Consider the following 21557-nt stretch of genomic DNA (forward strand, 5'->3'; position numbering starts at 1 on the left):
CGAACGCGGCCCAATGGTCTCATAACCAGCAGTTTTCGCGACCGGCGGCGGTTCGTGGCCGCGCGGTTCTGGACCTGCCGCTCCACCCGCGCCCGGGTCGGCGCCGAGCGCATCGAGACCCTCGTCCAGCTCGCCGCCGCCCGCGCGGACGGCATCGACCGCGGGCAGGGCTTCCTGCTCGGCGTCCCCAGGGCCGACGTCTGCACCGGCCCTCGTGATGGCGGGCCGGTAACAGCCTGCCGGGCCGGTGGCGCACTTCGGTGCCCGAATTTCCCGTGATGAGAGATATGGGTTAGGCGCGATGACGCTCGGGTAGATCCGGGACCACCACAACATCAACAGACGGGACGGCGGGCATGGGAATCATCGCGTGGATCCCACGCCAGCGCCTTGAACGCCCTCTGTCGCAGCATTTCCACGTAGATCGCCGGCGCTGGCATTCCGCTGCTGGTAACGCAGGCCGCAAGGAGCAGCCCGAGGCGGGCGCGGTAGGCCCCTGAGAAACCCGCCAGGTTCATCGCCCGCGACGTTCCCGCGTCTTCCCAGCCGACGGTGCATCGGCGGATCAGGTCGCAATGATGAGAAACCGGACTGAGGAGTTCTCGATCGCGCAGGACCCGGCGATCGTCCGCGACGCCCGCCACGCGGTACGCCGACTGTGCCAGGACGTCGATCTGGCCGCCGACACCTGCGAGACAGCCGTCCTGCTGGCCAGCGAGACCGTGACGAACGCCATCGTGCACGGCTGCCCACCGGCCCGCCTGGTCATCCGGGCCTCGCCGGAGGGCGTCCGCGTCGAGGTCAGCGACGGTGACACCCTGCCGCCCGTCATCGTGGCCGCGCAACCCGACGCCACGAGCGGTCGAGGCATCGGGCTGATCGACACGCTCGCGACCCGCTGGGGCGTCCAGCCCCACGCCAGCGGGAAGACCGTGTGGTTCGAGATCGCGCCGGTCCCCCGTCTCGCCTCGTAACCGCCAACCGGCCGGCGCCGCTCGCGGAGAGCCAGCCGGCCGTCGTACCCCGACCGACCGCAGGGAAACCTGATCCCCGACCGAATCCGTGTCATTGGGTGTGTTTCTCTCCTGGCGGACCATTTTGGTTAGGAAGCGTCATCCGGGGAACAAACGGTCTAGAGCCGTTTTCGGCTAACAAAAAGGGAGCTGACCGACGTGAGCGTGTTCGACAGCCTGCTTAACGGACTCGACGACGGCACCCAGCAGCGCACCCGGGACCTGATCGCTGACAGCGTCAACTCCGACCGAGCCGGAGTTCTCGCCGGTCTCAACCCGGAACGGTCCGTCGACACCGGTGGGCGCGCCCGCCGCCGCCGTTCCTCCGACGGATCCGACTCGGAATAGAAGAAATAGCCGGCTCCCGCTATTTCTGGGATTTGAGAAGAAGGAAACTCGGCGATGCGGGACTTCGCCTGCCCGAAGTGCGGGCAGCGGCTCACGTTCGAGAACTCGCGGTGCCTCGGCTGCGGCAGCGGCCTCGGCTTCGACCCGGACGCGCGCTCGTTCGCCGTCCTGACCGACGAGGGCGTCCGCGTCGACGGGCCGGCGGCCCGGTGCACGAACGTCGACGTCGCCGCCTGCAACTGGCTCGCTCCCCCCGACCGGCGGGCTGGCCTGTGCGCCTCATGTGCGCTCACCCGCACGCGGCCAGCGGACTCCGACCTCGACGCGTTGCCGGCCTTCGCCGAGGCCGAGGCGGCCAAGCGGCGGCTGATCCTGGAGCTGTCCGAGCTGGGCCTGCCGCTGCGCGGGCGGGACGTCGACCCCGACAGCGGGCTGTGCTTCGACCTGCTGTCCAGTGCCCACGAGCGGGTCATCACCGGCCACGCGGACGGGGTGATCACCCTGGACCTGGCCGAGGGCGACGACGTGCACCGCGAGCAGCTGCGGGTGTCGATGGCCGAGCCCTACCGCACCCTGCTCGGCCACTTCCGCCACGAGGTCGGTCACTACTACTTCACGGTCCTCGCCGCGCACGGCGCGGGCCGGGCTCGGTTCGAGGCGCTGTTCGGGGACCCCGACACCGACTACCAGACCGCCCTGGACCGGCACTACCAGCAGGGCCCGCCCCCCGGCTGGCAGGAGACCTACGTCTCCGCCTACGCGACCATGCATCCGGCCGAGGACTGGGCCGAGACCTTCGCGCACTACCTGCACATCCGCGACACCCTCGACACGGCCGCCGCGTTCGGCCTCGCCCCCGCCGGGGCCACCCTGACCACCCCGCTCACCGGCGAGGTCGGCTTCAGGCGGATCATCGAGCTGTGGCTGCCGCTGGCCTGGTCACTCAACATGGTCAACAGGTCGATGGGCCACCCCGACCTCTACCCGTTCGTCCTCCCGCCCGCCGCGCTGGACAAGATGAGCCTCGTCCACCAGCTCGTCGCCGAGGCGGCCGACGTCGCTGGATCGCGTCAGTAGACGTCGCGGACGTAGCGGTTCTCGGCGGCGAGCTGCCTGAGGTAGACGGTCGCGGCGTCGTGGGTGCGCTGGCCGTGCTCGGCGACGACGTCGCGCAGCGCCTCGTGGACGCCCTTGGCCATGTGGGTGGCGTCGCCGCAGACATAGACGTGCGCGCCGCGGTCGAGCCAGGCCCACAGCCGCGCGCCATGCTCGCGCATCCGGTCCTGCACGTAGATCTTGGCGCCCTGGTCGCGGGAGAACGCCACGTCCAGCCGGGTGAGGGTGCCCTCCTGGCACAGGGCCTCGAGCTCGGCGCGGTAGTAGAAGTCGGTGGCGGCGTTCCGCTCGCCGAAGAACAGCCAGTTGGGCGCGGGGTCGGCGCGGGCCCGCCGCTCGTCCAGGAAGCCGAGGAACGGCGCGACGCCCGTTCCGGGGCCGATCATGATCGCCGGGGTGGCCGGGTCCTCGGGCGGCCTGAAGTGCGTCGTCGGGCGGACCGCGACGGGTAGCGGGGTGCCAAGCGGGGTGTCGGCCAGGTGGGTCGAGCAGACACCCTTGCGGGCCAAGCCCTCCGGGCTGGTGAAGCGGACGACGGAGACCAGGACGCGGGCCCGGGCCGGGTCGACCAACGGGCTCGACGAGATCGAGTACTGCCGCGGCCGCAGCCGGGTGAGGCTGTCGGCCCATTCCTGGGGACTGGCCCGGACGCCGGAACCGCTGATCACGTCGACGGCCTGACGGCCCCACAGCCAGGCGTCGAGCTCCGCGCGCCGGTCGGCGCCCAGCAGTCGTCGCAGCTCGTCGTCGTGGGTGCGTTCGGCGACGAGCCGCAACAGGCCGCCGGTGGCGGCGCCGATCTCCAGGTGCGCGCGCAGCGCCTCGGCGAACGGGACCCGGCCGGCCCGCGGGATCTCGACGGGCTGGGCGCCGTCGGCGCCGGTGGCCTGGAGCCACTCGGCGACGAGGTCGGCGTCGTTGACCGGCGTGACGACCAGCGCGTCCCCGGTCCGGTAGGTGAGCCCGGTGCCGGTCAGGTCGACGGTGAACTCACGGACCTCCTTGGTCGCGCCCGGCGCGCTGAGCAGCCGGTTGCCGGCCAGGGTGGCGACGGGGCCCTCGGTCGAGCTCGGCGGGGCTGATCGGCTCGCCGGGATCGTGACGACCGGTGCGCCGCCGGCCGGCGCCGCCCGCTGGGCGAGGGCGGTCGTGACCTGGTCGAGCCAGGCGGCCGCGTCGGCCTCGAAGTCGGGCTCGCAGTCCACCCGCGCCAGCAGCCGGGTCGCCCCGAGCTGCGCGAGCCGTTCGTCGAGGCGCCGGCCGTGGCCGCAGAAGTCGCTGTAGCTGGAGTCGCCGAGGGCCAGCACGGCGTAGCGCAGCTCCGGCGGAGCGGTGTCGGCCGTGGTCAGTGCGTCGAGGAACCCGGTGCCGCTGTCGGGCGCCTCGCCGTCGCCGAAGGTGCTGGTGACCAGCAGCAGATCGGCCCGGGCTGGCAGGTCCTGACCGGCGAACTCGGTCATCGGGTGGCAGGCCACGGTGCGCCCCTGCTCGCTGAGGTGCTGGGTGGCGTGGCGGGCGAAGTCCTCGGCGTTACCGGTCTGGGAGGCCCACAGGACGAGCACGTCCCGCCCGGCCGCGACAGCCGGCGACGCCCCAGCGTCGGCGGCACGGTGTAGCGCCCCGGGCTGGCGCGAGAACATCCCGGCCAGCACGCCGTTGACCCAGACCGCCCGGTCGGGGGCGAGCGGGGCGTGCGGCGGCAGCACCGGAACGGCCAGGCCGGACGCCGAACCGGGCTCGGCCGGCGGGTCGGCGGCGAGGCCGGCGAGGAACCCCGCGAGGTACTGGCGCTCGTCGCCGGTCAGCGCCGGCGGGCCCAGGTCGCCGATCCCGAGCGTCCGCGCGAGCCGGCCGAGCGCCGCTGGCCCCGGTACCGCCGCGTGGTCCGCCGCCACCGTCGCCAGGTCGCTCTCCCCCGACTTGTCGCCGCCCGTCCGCTCGCTCGGGGCCTCACCGTCGGCACCGCGCGCCGAGGCGACCTTGGTGAGGGTCACCGCGCAGACCTTGAACTCGGGCTGGAAGGAGATCGGGTCGACGGCGTCGTGGGTGACGGCGTTGACCGACAGGTACTCGCCGAACAGGTCGTTCCAGTGGAACGGGGCGAAGCAGCAGCCGGGCAGCACCCGTTCGCTGACCTCGGCCGGCAGCACCGCGCGGCCACGGCGGGAGGCGACCTCGACGGCGTCGCCGTCGGTGACGCCCAGCGCCGCCGCGTCAGCGGGGTGGATCTCGACGAACGGGCCGGCGTTGAGCCGGTTGAGCTTCGCGACCCGGCCCGTCTTCGTCAGGGTGTGCCACTGGTGCTGCACCCGGCCGGTGTTCAGCAGGAACGGGTACTGCTCGTCGGGCAGCTCGGCGGCGGGCAGGTGCGGACGCGGGAAGAACACGGCCCGCCCGTCGGCCGTCGGGAAGACGAGGCGCGCCGGCGGGGTGGCAGCCGGCTGGCTCGGGCTGCCGGCCAGGTACCGGATCGGGTTGCGGGCCGGGCCACCCGGAGCCGCCGGCCACTGCACCGGGCCGTCGCGCAGCCGGTCGTGGGTGACGCCGCGCAGGTCGTAGCCGGTCAGCGGGTTCCACGCCTGCCGGATCTCGTCGAAGATCTCGGCGGCGCCGCCGTAGCTGAACGCGTCCTCGAATCCCATGGCGCAGGCGATCTGGGCGATGAGCTGCCAGTCGGGCCGGGCCTGCCCTGGCGGGTCGGCGGCCGGCTGCAGCAGGGTGAGGCTGCGCTCGGAGTTGACCATCACCCCGTCGGTCTCGGCCCACATCGCGCCAGGCAGGACCACGTCGGCGTAGGCGTTGGTCTCGGTCTGGGCGAACACGTCCTGGGTGATCACCAGCTCGGTCGCCTCCAGGCCGTCGATGACGGTCCTGCGGTTGGCGACGGAGGCGACCGGGTTGGTGCAGATGATCCAGCAGGCCTTGACCTGCCCGTCGGCCATCCGTTCGAACAGCTCGACGGTGCCCTTGCCCACGTCGGTGCGCAGCGTCCCCGCCGGGAGGTCCCAGAGCCGCTCGACGAAGGCCCGGTCCTCGGCGACGAGCACGCTGCGCTGACCGGGCAGGCCGGGACCCATGTAGCCCATCTCCCGGCCGCCCATCGCGTTCGGCTGGCCGGTCAGCGAGAACGGGCCGCTGCCCGGCCGGCAGATCGCGCCGGTGGCCAGGTGCAGGTTGCAGATCGCGTTGGTGTTCCAGGTGCCGTGGGTGGACTGGTTGAGGCCCATCGTCCACAGGCTCATCCACTCGCCGGCTTCGCCGATCCACTCCGCCGCGGTGCGGATGTCGGCCTCAGGGATGCCGGTCAGCCCCGCGACGACGTCCGGCGGGTAGTCGGCGAGGAACTCCGGCATCGCGTCCCAGCCGCGGGTGTGCTCGGCGATGAAGTCCGCGTCGACGTGGCCGTTCGCGACGAGCAGGTGCAGCAGCCCGTTCAGCAGCGCCAGGTCGGTGCCGGGTCGGATCTGCAGGAACAGGTCGGCCTTGTCGGCGGTGGCGTTGCGCCGGGGGTCGACCACGATCAGCTTCGCCCCGGCGGTGCGGACCCGGTCCAGCAGGCGCAGGAACAGGATCGGGTGGCAGTCGGCCATGTTCGCGCCGATCACGAAGAACACGTCGGCGCGGTCGAGGTCGTCGTAGGAGCCGGGCGGGCCGTCGGCACCCAGGGAGAGCTTGTAGCCTGAGCCCGCGCTGGCCATGCACAGCCGGGAGTTGGACTCGATCTGGTTCGTCCCGATGAAGCCCTTGGCCAGCTTGTTGGCCAGGTACTGCGCCTCGATGCTCATCTGGCCCGACACGTAGAGGGCGATCGCGTCCGGGCCGTGCGTGTCGAGGATCGCGCGCAGCCGCGTCCCGACCGTCTGGATCGCCTCGTCCACCGGCATGGGGGTCGGCTGCTCACCCCGGTCGCGGCGAACCAGCGCGGTCTCCAGCCGGCCGGGCCCCGCCAGCATGTCGGCGGTGGTGGCGCCCTTGGTGCACAGCCGGCCCGCGTTGGCCGGGTGCGCCTTGTCGCCGCTGGCCTTCACGACGCGGCGGGCCCCGGTCTCGTCCCGGGCGACGTCGAGGACCAGGCCGCAGCCGACCCCGCAGTAGGAGCAGACGGTGCGCACAGTGGTGTCCGGCCGCTGCATGGCTTGAGGCTAGGGAGCCGCGGTTTCCCGCGGGTCACGCCGCCGCGCGACCACCGGTTACATCCGTCGCACACCGGGGCCGTCTGTCGGGTGAGGCCCGGCCCCGCTGTGCCGCCGGACGGGCCGGGGCGCACCGCCCGGCGCCGGGGGCGGAGAGGGAGAAGTCTCCCGTATGTAACGGGTGCGAACCGTCCGGATAACGCGCCGCACGCACAGTGCAGGCATGGCCGACAAGTCGTTGAACGCGCGCACCCGGACCCAGACCAGGGCTGCGGATCCGACAGCGGCGCCGATGCCGACCGGAGGCCGGCTGGTGGTGGTCGGCAACGGCATGGTCGGGCAGCGCCTCGTCGAGGCGCTGCGGGAACGGGACACCGACCGGCGCTGGGCGGTCACCGTGCTGTCCGAGGAACCGCGGCGGGCCTACGACCGGGTCGCGCTGTCGTCCTATTTCGACGGCGCCAGCGCGGCCGAGCTGGACCTGGTCGAGCCCGGCTGCTACGAGACGCCCGGCTACGCCCTGCACCTCGACGAGACGGCTGTCGACCTGGACAGGGCCGCTCGCACGGTCACCACCAGCCGTGGCCGGGTGCTGGGCTACGACGCCCTGGTGCTCGCGACCGGCTCGTTCCCGTTCGTGCCGCCCGTGCCCGGCCGGGACCTGGCCGGCTGCTTCGTGTACCGCACCCTGGAGGACCTGGACGCGATCCGCGCGGCGGCCACCCACGCGAGGACCCACACCCGGGGCCGGCGGGCCGGCCTGGTGATCGGCGGCGGACTGCTCGGGCTGGAGGCGGCGCGCGCACTGCGGCTGCTCGGGATGTCCCCGCACGTGGTCGAGCTGGCGCCACGGCTGATGCCGCTGCAGGTCGACGAGGGCGGCGGCGCGCTGCTGCGGGAGCTGATCGAGGACCTCGACGTCACCGTGCACCTGGGCACGTCGGTGACCTCCATCGCCCAGGAGCGCGACGGCCGGATGCTGGCGACGCTCACCAACGGCACCGAGCTGGACCTGGACCTCGTGGTGTTCTCCGCCGGCATCCGGCCCCGCGACCAGCTGGCCCGCGCCGCCGGCCTGCCGGTCGGCGAACGCGGCGGGATCGTCGTAGACGACGCCTGCCGCACGGCCGACGACGCGATCTTCGCGATCGGCGAGTGCGCGTGCATCGCCGGGCGGGTTTACGGGCTCGTCGCGCCCGGCTACGCGATGGCCGAGGTGCTGGCCGACCGGCTGCTCGGCGGCGCCACGGCCTTCGCCGGCGCCGACGTCTCCACGAAGCTGAAGCTGCTCGGCGTCGACGTCGCGAGCTTCGGCGACGCGCTGGCCGCCACGCCCGGCGCGCTGGAGGTGACGCTGAACGACCCGGTCCGGCGCAGCTACGCGAAGCTCGTCGTGTCCGACGACGCCAGGACGCTGCTCGGCGGCGTGCTGGTCGGCGACGCGTCCCGGTACGCGAGCCTGCGCCCGCTGGTCGGGCGGCCGCTGCCGGGCGACCCGGTCGCGATGATCGCCCCAGGAGGCACCGAGGTCGGCGCCGGGGCGCTGCCGCCGGACGCCCAGGTTTGCTCCTGCCACGCGGTCACCCGGGCCGCGATCGACACCGCGATCACCACCGAGGGCCTGACCGACGTCGCCGGCCTCAAGGCCTGCACGAAGGCCGGGACCGGGTGCGGGTCGTGCGTGCCGCTGCTCAAAAGCCTGCTGGCCGAGTCGGGCGTCGCGGTCAGCACGTCGCTGTGCGAGCACTTCGACCAGACCCGGGCCGAGCTGTTCGAGCTGGTCCGCGTCGAGGGCATCGCGACGTTCACCGAGCTGGTCGAACGCCACGGCCGGGGCCGCGGCTGCGACATCTGCAAGCCGGTGGTCGCCTCGATCCTGGCCAGCCTCGAGCACGGACACATCCTGGCCGGCGAGCAGGCCGCCTTGCAGGACAGCAACGACCACGTGCTGGCCAACATCCAGCGCAACGGCACCTACTCGGTCGTGCCCCGGGTGCCAGGCGGGGAGATCACCCCGGAGAAGCTGATCGTGCTCGGCGAGGTCGCCCGTGATTTCCACCTCTACACGAAGATCACCGGCGGTCAGCGCATCGACCTGCTCGGCGCCCGCCTGGAGCAGCTGCCCGCTATCTGGACCCGTCTCGTCGACGCCGGGTTCGAGTCGGGACACGCGTATGGCAAAGCTCTGCGTACGGTGAAGTCGTGCGTGGGCTCTACGTGGTGCCGCTACGGGGTCCGGGACTCCGTCGGCCTGGCCATCGAACTGGAGCTGCGCTACCGGGGTATCCGCTCCCCACACAAGATCAAGGCGGGGGTGTCGGGCTGTGCCCGCGAGTGCGCCGAGGCCCAGTCGAAGGACATCGGCGTGATCGCCACCGAGAACGGCTGGAACCTCTACGTCGGCGGCAACGGCGGCTTCCGGCCCCGGCACGCCGACCTGCTGCTCACCGACGTCGACACCGAGACGCTGGTCCGCACCATCGACCGTTTCATCATGTTCTACGTCCGGACCGCCGACCGGCTGCAGCGCACGGCCGGCTGGGTCGAGTCGCTGTCCCGGGACGGGGTCGACGGGTTGGCCTACCTGCGGGCGGTCCTGGTCGAGGACTCGCTGGGGATCGCCACCGAGCTCGACGAGGCGATGGCCCGCCACGTCGAGCGCTACCAGGACGAGTGGGCGGCCGTCCTGGACGACCCGCAGATGCTGGGCCGCTTCGTCTCGTTCGTCAACGCCCCCGACGCCCCCGACCCGACGATCACCTTCGTCACCGAGCGCGGCCAGCCCCGCCCCACCCCGCTGCCGACACCGGCCCGCCGGGCCGACGTCCCCCTGGAGGTGTCCCGGTGACCTCGACCACCACGCAGCCGGCCGCATTGGCTGCCCTCACCGGCACGTGGACGCCGGTGTGCCGCGCCGCTGATCTGCTGACCGAGCGCGGCGCCGCGGCGCTGATCGGGGAGCTTCAGATCGCGGTCTTCCGCACCTTCGACGGCGCGCTCTACGCGGTCGACAACCGCGACCCGTTCACCGGCGTGCACGTCCTCGCCCGCGGCATCGTCGGCAGCCGCGGGGACGTACCCACCGTCGCGTCGCCCCTGCACAAGCAGGTCTTCGACCTGCGCACCGGTGCCTGCCTGGACGACCCGGCCGTCACCGTCGTCTGCTACCCGGTCCGCGACCGCGCCGGGCTGATCGAGATCTGGACCCCGGGCCCGTGACCCCGGCCGCCACCGACACCGGACCGACTTCGGAGACTTCGCCCGCAGACCAGCCCTCGCCGGCAGAACCGCTGGAGCCGCTGGCCGGCTACACGATCGGCATCACCGCCGCCCGCCGCCGCAAGGAGCTCGGGGCCGCGCTGGAACGCCGTGGCGCCAAGGTCGTCTACGCTCCGGCCATCCAGATCGTGCCGCTGGCCGACGACAGCGAGCTGCTCCAGGCCACCGAACGTTGCCTGGCCGCGCCCCTGGACGTCGTGGTCGCGACGACCGGGATCGGGTTCCGCGGCTGGATGGACGCCGCCGAGACCTGGGGCCTGGCCGAGAAGCTCACCGAGGCGGTCGACGCGGCCACCGTGCTCGCCCGCGGCCCCAAGGCCCGCGGCGCGATCCGGGCCGGCGGACTGCGTGAGACCTGGTCGCCGGAGTCGGAGTCCTCGAGCGAGGTCCTCGACTACCTGATGTCCGGCGACGACCTGACCGGGAAGCGCATCGCCGTCCAGCTGCACGGCGAGCCGCTGCGGGACCTGGTCGACACCCTGCGGCTGGCCGGCGCCGACGTCATCGAGGTTCCCGTCTACCGGTGGGTGCCGCCGGACGACCCGGTGCCGCTCTACCGGCTCCTCGACACGGTGGCGACCGGTGGGGTCGACGCCGTCGCCTTCACCAGCGCGCCGGCGGCGGTGAGCTTCCTGCAGACCGCCGACCAGCGCGACTGCGGCCCCGCCGTCCGTGCCGCGCTGCGCGGGCCGGTGCTGGCGGCCTGCGTCGGGCCGGTGACCGCCGGGCCACTGGTGCGTGAGGACATTCCTGTCGTCCAGCCGGGGCGTAGCCGGCTCGGGGCGCTGGCCCGCGAGATCGTCGAGCAGGTCCCGGCCAGGCAGGGTCAGCTCCTGCCAGCCGCCGGGCATGTGCTCGACGTGCGGGGGCACGCCGTCGCCGTCGACGGCCGACTGGTGCCACTCAGCAGTGCCAGCATGGCGCTGCTGCGCCACCTGATCGCCCGGCCCGGCCAGGTCGTGTCGCGTCGTGACCTACTGGGCCTGACTCCGGGCGACGGCGGCGACGAACATGCCATCGAGGTCGCCGTCGGCCGGCTGCGGGCCGCGCTCGGCGACCCGCGGATCGTGCTTACGGTCGTCAAACGCGGCTACAGGCTCGCCTACGAACCGGAACGCGCCATCAACCGGGACGGGCCCTGGCGGTATTGAACGGATCGAGTCCGAACCTTCCACTGCCCCCTGGTCGCGGTCACTGCAGGTCACGGGTCTGACTCGGCTCCCCGCGAAGGTCGCTTCGGCGGGCCGGCTATGCCCCTCGTTCGCGGGGCAGGCTGCGGAGGTGAGCAGTTCGTGTCGTGATCTGAGGGTGCGCGCATGGCTGCCGACCGGATGAGCCCGGGCCGGGATCCGCCGGCGGCGACGAGCGCGGCGCGACCCGCGCTGCTGCACGCGACGGAACGGACTCGGATCACCCGGCTGGTGCTGCCGACCGGGCCCGTGATCCGCAAGGAGCCGCTGGGACCGGACGCGCAGCGGCGGCTTCGGCACGAGCTCGACATCCTCGAACGGCTGGCGGGGATCGACGGCGTCGCGCAGCTCGCCGCCGAGCCGACGGCGTACGCCGACTCGATTCTGTTGGAGGACGTCAACGGCGTCGAACTGGCGCAGCGGGAGACCCCGCTGGACCCGGACGAACTGATCGATCTCGCCCACGCGCTGGCGCACACGGCCGGGGCGGTGCACCACCGGGGCGTGGTGCACCGGGACATCTGCCCGGCGAACATCGTGGTGAGCGCGGACGACGGGACGCCGTACCTGATCGACTTCACCCTCGCCACGACGCTCTCGGCGTTCCGACCGGAGTTGGCTCACCAGGGCGCGACGGTCGGGACCGTGGCGTACCTGGCACCGGAACAAACCGGCCGGACCGGCCGCCCGGTCGACCAGCGCGCCGACCTGTACGCGCTCGGGGCCACGCTGTACGAGCTGGCCACGGGTGCGCCGCCGTTCGGCGTCCACGATCCGATCCGCATCATTCATGATCATCTGACTCGGATCCCCGTCTCGCCGCGGACGGTGAATCCGTTCGTGCCCGCCAGCCTGTCCGAGATCATCATGCACCTGTTGGAGAAGGAGCCCGACGACCGATACCAGTCCGCCGACGGGCTGGAACACGATCTCGCGCTGGCGCGCGGCGGCGCCGTCGCGGTCCGTCCGGGGGAGCACGATCTCCTGGTGCGGCCGCTCGCGCCCTCCCGACTGTCCGGACGTGAGGGGGAGCTCGGCAGCCTCCGGGTGGCGTTCGCCGAGGCCGTCGCCGGTGAGTCCCCCGGTGTCCTCGTCTCGGGCGCCCCCGGCGTGGGCAAGACGTCCCTCGTCGACGCGCTGAGACCGGTGGTGGCCGGCGCGGATGGCTGGTTCGTGGCGGGCAAGTTCGACCAGTACCGTCGCGACCAGGACTTCGACGGTGTCCGCCAGGGGTTGCGAGCACTGGGTCGGCTGCTGCTGGCCGAGCCTGAGGACCGGCTGGCGACGGTGCGTGCGCGGATGCTGCAGGGGCTCGGCCCCAACGCCGGCCTGGTCACCGCGACCGTGCCGGAGCTGGCGGCGTTGTTGAAGGTCCCACCGGATCCGGGAGATCCGATGACGGCCCAGACGCGGTTGTCACGGATGCCCATCGAAATGCTGCGTGCGGTCGCCTCGCCGGCGCGGCCGGTCGTGTTCTTCGTCGATGATCTGCAGTGGGCCGGGCGTACTCCACTTGGCTTCATCGACCTGATGTTCACCGAGGAACGCATCCCCGGCCTGCTGCTGGTCGCCGCGTACCGGGGAAACGACGTCGACGCGACGTGCCCGCTGCTGCCGCTGCTCGCTCGTTGGCGTGAGCAGCGGTCGGGCCCGCACGACCTGTGCCTGGACACACTGTCGCCGATCGGCCAGGCAGCCATGATCGCCGACATGCTGCGGTTGGCCGCGGAACCCGCCGCCCGGCTGGCGCGGGCGACCGCGCCGACCACCGGTGGCAACCCGTACGACCTCGTGCAGCTGCTCACCTTGCTGCGCCGCGAGGGCATCCTGACCACCGCCGCGACGGCCGTGGGCGGATGGCGGTGGGACGGGGGGATGCTGCGCCGCCGGCTCGACCAGGTGGAGGTCACGGCGCCGGTCGCCGACCGGGTGGCCGCCCTGCCGGCCGACACCGCCGAACTGCTGGCGGTGATGGCCAGCCTGGCCGGCCAGGTCGACCTGGATCTTCTGGTCGCCGCGGCCGGCCTGCCCAAGGACGAGGTCGAGCGGCGGCTCGCCCCCGCGTTCGCCGACGGCCTGCTCGTGCGGCAGTGGGACGAGCGGCCCGGCGTGCGGTTCAACCATGATCGGACGCGGGAGTCGGTGCTGGCCGGGCGCCCGGCGCGGGAGCGGCGCGCACGATGGCTGTGTCTGGCCCGACGCCTGGCCGGCCGGCCAGAGTTCTGCGCGGTGGCGGCCGAGCAGTACCTGCCTGTGGTCGACGCCGTACGGGGCGCCGAGGAACGGCGGGTGGTGGTCGCACTCTTCCGCCGTGCCGCCGAGGAGGCGAAGCTGCTGAGCAACCAGCCGCTGATGGAACGGTTGCTGAGCGCGGCGGTCACGCTCGTCGACGCGGACGACAACGAGATGTTGATCGAGCTCGACACCCAGCTGCACGCCGCCCTCTTCAGCCTTGGCAGGCTGGAGGACGCGGATCGCCTCTACGAGGCCATCTGTCGGTTGTGCACCCGTCCGGATCAGCTAACGCCCGCCACCATGGTCCAGGTCACCAGCCTCACCAACCGGGCCCGAGCCGGCGAGGCGATCGGGCTCGGCCTCGGGCAGCTGCGGCGTCTTGGCATGTCCGTGCCCGACGACAGCGAGCTCGACGCGGAGATAGACCAGGGCCTCGACGAGCTCGGCCGGTGGATCGACACCACCAGCGAGGCGGACGACCTGCGCCGGCCGGAAATCACCGATCAGTCGCGTCTGCGCACCATCAAGCTGGTCAACCGAGTCATGGTCGCCACGTTCTTCCACGACCAGACAATGATGGCCTGGCTAACCGTCCGAACACTGAAGATCTGGAAACGCCACGGGCCGAACGGCGGGCTCGTCGGACCGGCCAGCCACATCCCGATCGTGACGATCACGCGCAGGGGCGACTTCCACACCGGGCCCCGGATCCTGCGGCGGATTCTCTCGGTCTGCCAGGCGCGCGGCTACGAGCCCGACGTGTGGCAGGCGCTCTTCATCTACGTGGCCACCAGCGGTCACTGGTTCGAGCCGCTGGAGGAAAACGTCGCCAACGGTCGCCGCGCGCTCGGGGGCCTGCTACGCGGCGGTGACCTGCAGAACGCGTGCTGGGCTCATTACGCGCTGGTCTGCGATCTGTTGGACTGCGCGCCGTCATTGGAAGCCTTCGCCGAAGCGGTCGACGAGGGTCTCGCATTCGCCGTGCGCACCGGCAACGGGCACGCCGAGGGCATATTCCGAGCCTATAGCCAAATGGTGCTGATGCTGCGGGGTGAGGTCCCTGCTTCGGTCGGTGACGACGCGGCCGGGCTGAGCGTGCTGGCTACTGACCCGTTCTCCCTCGCCCACCTGCACGTGGCCCGAGCCGTCGCGGCGGTGGTGCTCGACCATCCTGCCGACGTGGCACGGCATGCGGCGGCCGTGCTGACCTGTGGGTCGGCGATCGTGACGAACTACCCCGTCGCGGTGGCACGGGTGCTGCTCGGGATCTCACTGGCCGCGCGGGTGCGTTCCGCGGGCGCGGGCCAGGCCGACGGCCTCCTGGCGGAACTGGACGGGCTGATCGAGTGGCTGGCCGCCCGCGCGGCCGACGCGCCGGACAACTTCCTCCATCTGCTGCGCTTGATGGAGGCGAAACGGGCGTGGGCGGTCGGGGACTTCCAAGCGGCGGCCTACGCCTTCGACGTGGCGCTGCGGGAGGTGTCCGTGCGCTCGCGTCCCTGGCACCGCGCCCTCATCCTGGAGAGTGTCGCCCGCTTCTACCTGGCCCACGGCATGGAGGAGGCCGGCTACGCGCTGCTCTGGGCCGCGCGACGCCAGTACCTGTCCTGGGGCGCGACCGCGAAGGTCAGCCAGCTGGACTGGGCCCACCCGGCGATGCGGACCGCGACTTCGCCCGAAGCCGTAACCACGGCTCCCGAGCCGATCGGCTCCCTGTTGGAGCCCCGACCCGGTGGTCGGGCCACCGTGGCGACCGGCGCCGTCGATCTGCTCGCCGTCGTCAACGCGTCCCAGGCGCTCAGCTCCGAGACCAGCATCGACGGTCTCCAGGCGAAGGTCGTCAGGATCCTCTCCGAGATGACCGGGGCAACCGACGTCCATCTGCTGCTGCGCGAACACGAACAGGAGGAGCGCCAGGAGGAGGAGCTGGGACCAGGTATGGAGGCGGATCTCGGGCAGGACGGGTGGCTTGTGGCGACCGGAGCCAGCGGCAGGATCCCGCTCGCCGAGGCCGGCCGGCAGCACCGGCTGCCCCTGTCCGTCGTCCGCTACGCCGCCCGCACCCACGAGCCCGTCCTCGTCGCCAACGCCGCCCGGGACGACCGCTTTGCGCGCGACCCCTACTTCGCCGGCCTGAGCCGCTGCTCCCTGCTCGCCATCCCCATCATGATCCGGCGCAGCTTCCGGGCGATGCTCCTGCTGGAGAACCGGATGATCCGCGGTGCCTTCTCCGCCGAGCGGCTCGAAGGCATCATGATCATTGCCGGCCAGCTCGCGGTCTCGCTCGACAACGCCATGGTCTACGCCTCGCTGGAGCGCAAGGTCGCCGATCGGACCAGGCAGCTGGCCGAGACGAACAGACAGCTCACCGCGGCGAACCGTCAGCTGGAGCAGTTCTCGATCACCGACCCGTTGACCGGGCTCGCCAACCGGCGCCGTCTTGAGGATGTCCTGGCCGCCGAATGGCACCGGGCCGGGCAGCACCGCGCCACGCTCGCGCTGGCCATGATCGACATCGACCACTTCAAGCTCTACAACGATCATTTCGGGCACGTCGCCGGCGACCGATGCCTGCGGCAGGTCGCCACCTGCCTCGCCGACAACGTCGGCGAGGCTCTCCTCGCCGCGCGCTACGGCGGCGAGGAGTTCACCGTCGTGATGCCCGACACTGACCTGGCCGACGCCACCCGCCTCGCCCAACGCCTCTGCCGCGCGGTCGAGGACCTGGCCGAACCGCATCCGCTGACGACCGAGCACGTCGTCACGGTCAGCATCGGCGTGACCGCGGTCCGCCCCGCCGCCGACGCCGCCGCAGAGGCGGCCGGTGCCAGCGGCCTGGCGGCCTTCGTCAAGTCCGCGGACGTTGCCCTGTACCGGGCGAAGCACAGTGGACGCAACCACGTGGAGGCGGCGGCGCCGTGAGCCCCTCGGCTGGGGCGGACGGGATCGAGCGCCTCGACCGGTCGGAGCCGGTTCGGCGACTGGCTATCCGGCCTTCTCGACCGACGCGGCGGTGACGATGTCGCCGCGCAGGGGTGCGAGCGCGCCGCCGATCTGGCCGATCGTCTCCGCGGGCACTCCCAGCCCGGTCAACGTGTCGACCAGGTGGCCCACGACAGCGTCGAAGTCGGCATCGGTGATGTTCAGACCGGCGTGGGCGGCGGCCATGTCCCGGCCGGCGTAGATCTCCGAGCCGCCGATCGCCGCGGCGATGAAGGAGCGCTGGTGCGACTTCAGCTGGGCCAGGTCGGTGTCCGTGAAGAAGGGCGCGAGGCCCGGGTCGGCCAGTACGCGGGTGTAGAAGTCCTCGACGGCCGCCTGCACGGCCGGTGCCCCGCCGATCGAGTCGTAGATGCTCATGTGCTCTCCCCTACTCGCACAGTGGATGCCGCTGGGGCCCGGCACCAGCCGGGCCCCAGCGGTGATTGTCGACCGGCTAGATCACAACGCCGCGTCGGTCGGCGGCGCGCAGGTAAACCGCCCAGGTCAGGGCGCCGCAGAGGAGGTAGTAGGCGATGAACGCGATGTACGCGCCGTCCCCGGTGCCGTAGTTCAGGAAGGACTCGCGGAAGGCGAGGTTGACCAGCACCCCGCCGAAGGCACCGATCGCGCCGGCGATGCCGATGACCGCGTTGGACAGCCGGCGGGACTCGTGCTCGACCGCCGCCGGGTCCGCGTCAGCCGCGTCGCCGGCCCGGCCGCGGAAGATCGCCGGGATCATCTTGTAGGTCGAGCCGTTGCCGACTCCCGACAGGACGAACAGGGCGAGGAAGCCGACGTAGAACAGCGGCAGCGACTTCTCGCGGGAGGCGGTCAGCACGATCGCGGCGGCGAGGGCCATCAGGGCGAAGTTCCACAGCGTCGTGCGGGCGCCGCCGATCCGGTCGGCCAGCCAGCCGCCGACCGGGCGGATCAGCGAGCCGACCAGCGGGCCGAGGAAGGTCAGGTAGGCGATCTTGACGGGGTCGACCTTCGTGCCGGTCATGAAGTGGGTGCCGAACTGGTTCTGCAGCACCTGGCCGAAGGCGAAGCCGAACCCGATGAACGACCCGAAGGTCCCGATGTAGAGGACCGACACGATCCAGGTGTCTGCATGCCGGCAGGCGTCACGCATCGCGTGCTTGTCGGCGCGGACGTGGGCGATGTTGTCCATCCACAGCGCCGCGGCCAGGGCCGCCAGCACGATCAGCGGGATGTAGATCGCCAGCATCACCCGGGGATGGCCCTTGCCTGCGGTGGCCAGTACGGCCAGCCCGATCAGCTGCACCGCCGCGACCCCGATGTTGCCGCCGCCCGCGTTCAGGCCCAGCGCCCGGCCTTTGAGCCGCTGCGGGTAGAAGGAGTTGATGTTGGCCATCGAGGAGGCGAAGTTGCCGCCGCCCACGCCGGCCAGGGCCGCGAGGAGCAGCAGCGTGCCGAACGAGATGCCCGGTCGCAGCAGCGCCGCGGTGACGATCGTCGGGATCAGCAGCGCGGCGGCGCTGACGATGGTCCAGTTCCTGCCGCCGAACTTCGCGACCGCGAACGTGTAGGGCAGCCGGACACCGGCCCCGAGCGCCGTCGGCAGCGTCGTCAGCAGGAACTTCTCGGCCGCCGCGTGCTTGGGGTCGGCGGACAGCCCGTAGGCCGGCGTCAGGAACAGCACGAACACCGACCACAGGCTCCACACCGAGAAGCCGATGTGCTCGCTGAACACCGACAGCAGCAGGTTGCGCCGGGCGACCCGGGCCCCGCCCCGGCGCCAGAAGCCCTCGTCCTCGGGACGCCAGTCGGTCAGCCATCGGCCCTGGCGTTCGACGCCCTCGGCGTGTGTCGGCTCAGGCGTGGTCGGTGTCGTGACGGTCGTCATCAGGGTCCTTCCCATCCGTGGCAGCCTCTGTGACGGCTCGCAACGGACGTTAGGAACCCGCGGTTGCCCCACCATTCGTGACTGGCGACGCCCAGGAAACTTTTCCCGCACCGGCCGCAGGGGCGCCCGGAGAGGCCGGCGCGCACTGGTCGGCCAAGGCTTGATCGGATCGGCGGGACGCGCGATCCTCGGGCTGAACCACCACGGACAGCACCGGGAAGACGTCTACCAGTGATGTGGCATACCGCACGGGGGTGTCTGCGTTGGGGAGATTGTCATAGCCTGACATTGGCTTTGGGCGCGGTGCCCTCCAGGCGGGGCAGCGGACCTTCAGGCCACTGAACATGCCCGGGAGGTCCGATGACCGCTCCGCTGCTTCCGTCGCAGCCGTCGTTTTCCTCGGTCCCGCCGCGGGACGACGCCGGCCCCACGACCGACGCTCGACCCAGCGAGGCGGGCGGCGACCGCAGAGACCAGGCCGAGGCCGGCGATCCCGGCGAGGTGGCCGGGCGGGTCGCGTTCGTCTTCCAGGGCGGCGGCAGCCTCGCCGCGGCACAGGTCGGGATGCTGCGGGCGCTGACCGAGGCGGGCATCGTCCCGGACCTCGTCGTCGGCGCCTCGGCCGGTGCGCTCAACGCGGTGGCGTACGCGACCGATCCCACCGAGGCGGGCATCGAGCGGGTGGCCGCCGTGTGGACCTCGCTGCGCCGCAAGGACGTGGCGCCGCTGTCGCTGCGCGCGCTCGCGGGCGGCCTGATCGGCCGGCAGGACGGGCTCGCCTCCAGCACCGGGCTGCGCCACCTGCTGGAAAGCGGCCTGGTGGCCACCCGGCTGGAGCACACCGTGATCCCCGCGCACGTCGTCACCACCGACCTGGAGACCGGCCATCCGCTGGTGCTCTCCGAGGGAGACACGGTCCAGGCCCTGCTCGCCACCTCGGCCTACCCGGGGGTGTTCCCGCCGGTCACCGTCGACGGACAGCGCCTCATCGACGGTGGCGTCAGCGCCGACACCCCGGTCCTGCAGGCCGAGAGCCTCGGCGCGATGACGACCTACGTGCTGCCCTCGGTCGGCCCGACCCCAGGCGCCGCCACGCCGGAGCCGGTCCCGCACGGGGCGTTCGCGCTGGCGCTGCGCGCGCTCAACCAGATCCTCGGCAACGCGGCCCGGGCCGACATGTCCGCCGTCCACGGGACCGTCTACCTGCTGCCCGCCCCCGGCACGACCATCGTCAACCCGTTCGACTTCCGAGGCACCGGGGCGCTGCTCGCGGCCGGCTACCGGCTCACCCGGGCGTGGCTGCGCGACGCGACCCCGGTCCAGGCACCGGTGGCGGCCGCCCCGCTGACGCCGCTGCGGCTCCCGCTCACGGCCCCGGCTCCCGGACTCGCCTGACGATCAGGAGCCCCGGGCGGTCGGCGGCGTAGCCTCGGAGGTGCTACGTCAGCGTGGCTGTGTTCTCGTCCGGGTCTGGTCCGTACGCCTATCCGGGTTCCCTCTCGCTGATGCTTTGGTCGGCTGAGAGGGATGACCATGACGACGGAGATCGTTGCTGGATTGCGCGCGTCGCGACCGTCCCCGCCGGGGGTGCCGGGCGTTCGGGGCAGCGAGTACGGCGAGCTGGGCCGCCAGGTCAGGCATGCGTCGCTGCTGGATCGACGGCCTGGTTGGTACTGCGCACGGATCGCGGTGAACCTCGGCCTGCTGGCTGCCGGCTGGGCGGCGTTCGTGCTGGTGGGGAACTCGTGGTGGCAGCTGGGCATCGCGGCATTCCTGGCGGTGATGTTCACCCAGGTCGCCTTCATCGGGCATGACGCCGGGCATCGGCAGATCGTCACCGGCCGGCGGGCCAGCAACGCCGTCGGCCTGCTGCACGGCAACCTGCTGGTCGGGCTGAGCTTCGGCTGGTGGCTGGCCAAGCACAACCGGCACCACAGCCATCCCAACCAGGTCGACCGGGACCCGGACATCGGCGCCGGCGCCTTCGTCTTCACACCCGCCGATGCCGGCCGTAGGCGCGGGCTGGGCCGGCTGCTGACGTCATACCAGGCCTACCTGTTCTTCCCGATCCTGCTGCTGGAGGGGCTGAACCTGCACGTCGCGAGTGTGCGGGAGCTCGTCGGGCGGCGCGGGCGGCTCGCCGTGGTGGAGGCGCTGCTGCTGCTCGTGCACTTCACCGCGTACCTGGCCGTCGTCGCCCTCGTCCTGTCGCCGGTCAAGGCCGTGGTCTTCGTGCTCGTCCACCAGGCGCTGTTCGGCCTGTACATGGGCTGCACGTTCGCCCCGAACCACAAGGGGATGCCCATCCTGGCCCGCGACGAGCCGGACTTCCTGCGCCGGCAGGTCCTGACCGCGCGCAACATCCGCGGCGGCCGGGTCACCGACCTGGTGTTCGGCGGGCTGAACTACCAGATCGAGCACCACCTGTTCCCGAGCATGCCGCGCCCGAGCCTGCGCCGGGCGCAGCCGCTGGTCCGCGCGTTCTGCGAGGCCCGCGGCGTCGCCTACCAGGAGGCCGGCGTGCTGGGCTCCTACGGCGAGGTGCTGCGGTGGCTGAACGAGATCGGAGCGCCGTCGCGGCATCCGGGCCGGGAGAACAGGCTGATCACGGCCGGGAACCTCGTCGGCCTCGCGCCGCGCCTGCGTGTCAGTCAGGGAGCGCGTGAGTGATCCAGGCCGGCTGCGCCGCGAGCTACTGTCCCTGCTGGCGGACCGGTCCGGAGACGCCTCCTCGCTGGACCGGCTGTGCGGGGGCGTCGTGTCGGCCCTGCCGGTGGACGGGGCCGCGATCGCGGTGACGTCCGACGCCGCCATCCGGGTCTACGGCGGCGCGAGCGACCCGATCACCGCCCGCCTCGACGATCTTCAGTTCACCCTCGGGGAGGGGCCCGGCTGGGACGCGGTCCGCCACCGGCGCCCGGTGCTCGTCGCGGACCTCGCCGGGCCGTCCGGGCGTCGCTGGCCGATGTTCGCTCCCGCCGTCCTGGCCGCCGGCTTTCGGGCGGTCTTCGCCTTCCCACTGCAGATCGGCGCGATCCGGCTGGGTGCCCTCGGTCTCGTGCGGGCGCGGGCCGGCCCGCTCGGCGACGACACGCTGGCGGACGCGTTGGTCGTCGTCGACGTCGCCGCGCTGACGCTCCTGGACACGCAGACAGCCGACCCGCCCGGCACGGCCGATCCGTCAGCTGGGCTGGTCCCGGACGCCCTCGGGCTGTACCGGGCCGAGGTCCACCAGGCGACCGGGATGCTGATGGTGCAGCTCGGGGTCAGCGCGCAGGTGGCCCTCGTCCGGCTGCGCGCGCACGCCTACGCCGCCGGGCAGACGGTCGACGAGGCCGCCCGGGACGTCGTCGCACGCCGGCTGCGCCTCGACGCGGGCCCGCCCGGATGATGG

14 protein-coding genes are annotated in these 21557 nt (G+C 72.3%); 11 read left to right on the forward strand and 3 right to left on the reverse strand.

The features are described from left to right. Positions 1-54 precede the first annotated feature (54 nt). The 4 genes from I6A60_RS01475 to I6A60_RS01490 all read left to right on the forward strand — a co-directional run bounded on the left by I6A60_RS01475 (position 55) and on the right by I6A60_RS01490 (position 2438). Entirely contained in the window at positions 55-279 is a 225-nt protein-coding gene (locus I6A60_RS01475; RefSeq protein ID WP_203016245.1) for a hypothetical protein, read from the forward strand. A 299-nt stretch (positions 280-578) separates the two neighbouring features. Further along, positions 579-974 carry an ATP-binding protein gene (locus tag I6A60_RS01480; protein WP_238434541.1) on the forward strand — a complete coding sequence of 132 codons (396 nt, stop codon included), beginning with the start codon at positions 579-581 and terminating at the stop codon, positions 972-974. A gap of 198 nt (positions 975-1172) precedes the next feature. Continuing rightward, complete coding sequence (locus I6A60_RS01485; protein WP_203016241.1) at positions 1173-1361, forward strand: hypothetical protein; 189 nt, start codon at positions 1173-1175, stop codon at positions 1359-1361. Positions 1362-1415: 54 nt separating this feature from the next. Next, complete coding sequence (locus I6A60_RS01490) at positions 1416-2438, forward strand: putative zinc-binding metallopeptidase (protein WP_203016239.1); 1023 nt, start codon at positions 1416-1418, stop codon at positions 2436-2438. On the opposite strand, the gene I6A60_RS01495 is transcribed toward I6A60_RS01490, so the two are convergent. Continuing rightward, positions 2432-6610, reverse strand: a complete 4179-nt coding sequence (locus tag I6A60_RS01495) for a bifunctional nitrate reductase/sulfite reductase flavoprotein subunit alpha (protein WP_203016237.1) — start codon at positions 6608-6610, stop codon at positions 2432-2434. The genes I6A60_RS01490 and I6A60_RS01495 overlap by 7 nt on opposite strands. A gap of 292 nt (positions 6611-6902) precedes the next feature. Here I6A60_RS01495 and nirB point away from each other — a divergent pair, with 292 nt between their 5' ends. The 4 genes from nirB (at position 6903) to I6A60_RS01515 (ending at position 16236) form a co-directional block, all read left to right on the forward strand. Further along, entirely contained in the window at positions 6903-9458 is a 2556-nt protein-coding gene (gene nirB / locus I6A60_RS01500) for a nitrite reductase large subunit NirB (protein ID WP_203042738.1), read from the forward strand. After that, on the forward strand, positions 9455-9829 hold the full coding sequence (nirD, locus tag I6A60_RS01505; protein ID WP_203016235.1) for a nitrite reductase small subunit NirD: 375 nt from the start codon (positions 9455-9457) through the stop codon (positions 9827-9829). The genes nirB and nirD overlap by 4 nt, the downstream gene beginning before the upstream one ends. Then, positions 9826-11040: a uroporphyrinogen-III synthase gene (locus I6A60_RS01510; protein WP_307838651.1), complete on the forward strand. Its 1215-nt coding sequence runs from the start codon at positions 9826-9828 to the stop codon at positions 11038-11040. Before nirD ends, I6A60_RS01510 begins: the two co-directional genes overlap by 4 nt. A gap of 165 nt (positions 11041-11205) precedes the next feature. Then, on the forward strand, positions 11206-16236 hold the full coding sequence (locus tag I6A60_RS01515; RefSeq protein WP_203016233.1) for a diguanylate cyclase: 5031 nt from the start codon (positions 11206-11208) through the stop codon (positions 16234-16236). Positions 16237-16299: 63 nt separating this feature from the next. Here I6A60_RS01515 and I6A60_RS01520 read toward each other — a convergent pair whose 3' ends face one another. Both I6A60_RS01520 and I6A60_RS01525 read right to left on the reverse strand, forming a co-directional pair. After that, positions 16300-16674: a group 1 truncated hemoglobin gene (locus I6A60_RS01520; protein WP_203016228.1), complete on the reverse strand. Its 375-nt coding sequence runs from the start codon at positions 16672-16674 to the stop codon at positions 16300-16302. A gap of 76 nt (positions 16675-16750) precedes the next feature. Then, the gene (locus I6A60_RS01525; protein WP_238434542.1) at positions 16751-18163 is read right to left on the reverse strand and encodes a NarK/NasA family nitrate transporter; all 1413 of its coding nucleotides are present in this window, start codon (positions 18161-18163) and stop codon (positions 16751-16753) included. 360 nt (positions 18164-18523) lie between these two features. Here I6A60_RS01525 and I6A60_RS01530 point away from each other — a divergent pair, with 360 nt between their 5' ends. From I6A60_RS01530 to I6A60_RS01540, 3 genes are all read left to right on the forward strand, one after another. After that, positions 18524-19558 (forward strand): patatin-like phospholipase family protein, encoded by a 1035-nt coding sequence (locus tag I6A60_RS01530; RefSeq protein ID WP_203016227.1) that lies wholly within the window; start codon positions 18524-18526, stop codon positions 19556-19558. Between the two features lie 138 nt (positions 19559-19696). Beyond that, positions 19697-20833, forward strand: a complete 1137-nt coding sequence (locus I6A60_RS01535; protein WP_203016297.1) for an acyl-CoA desaturase — start codon at positions 19697-19699, stop codon at positions 20831-20833. Then, positions 20826-21554 (forward strand): GAF and ANTAR domain-containing protein, encoded by a 729-nt coding sequence (locus I6A60_RS01540; RefSeq protein ID WP_203016226.1) that lies wholly within the window; start codon positions 20826-20828, stop codon positions 21552-21554. The genes I6A60_RS01535 and I6A60_RS01540 overlap by 8 nt, the downstream gene beginning before the upstream one ends. The last annotated feature ends 3 nt before the right edge of the window (positions 21555-21557 follow it).

This window comes from Frankia sp. AgB1.9 (genome assembly GCF_016786355.1).
Taxonomy (GTDB): Bacteria; Actinomycetota; Actinomycetes; order Frankiales; family Frankiaceae; genus Pseudofrankia.

Bases quoted from the DNA above. Each gene is read 5' to 3' on its own strand.
- I6A60_RS01480 (WP_238434541.1), top strand. From the start codon at position 579: ATGAGAAACCGGACTGAGGAGTTCTCGATCGCGCAGGACCCGGCGATC.
- I6A60_RS01490 (WP_203016239.1), top strand. From the start codon at position 1,416: ATGCGGGACTTCGCCTGCCCGAAGTGCGGGCAGCGGCTCACGTTCGAG.
- I6A60_RS01495 (WP_203016237.1), bottom strand. From the start codon at position 6,610: ATGCAGCGGCCGGACACCACTGTGCGCACCGTCTGCTCCTACTGCGGG.
- nirB (WP_203042738.1), top strand. From the start codon at position 6,903: ATGCCGACCGGAGGCCGGCTGGTGGTGGTCGGCAACGGCATGGTCGGG.
- I6A60_RS01515 (WP_203016233.1), top strand. From the start codon at position 11,206: ATGGCTGCCGACCGGATGAGCCCGGGCCGGGATCCGCCGGCGGCGACG.
- I6A60_RS01520 (WP_203016228.1), bottom strand. From the start codon at position 16,674: ATGAGCATCTACGACTCGATCGGCGGGGCACCGGCCGTGCAGGCGGCC.
- I6A60_RS01525 (WP_238434542.1), bottom strand. From the start codon at position 18,163: ATGACGACCGTCACGACACCGACCACGCCTGAGCCGACACACGCCGAG.
- I6A60_RS01530 (WP_203016227.1), top strand. From the start codon at position 18,524: ATGACCGCTCCGCTGCTTCCGTCGCAGCCGTCGTTTTCCTCGGTCCCG.
- I6A60_RS01535 (WP_203016297.1), top strand. From the start codon at position 19,697: ATGACGACGGAGATCGTTGCTGGATTGCGCGCGTCGCGACCGTCCCCG.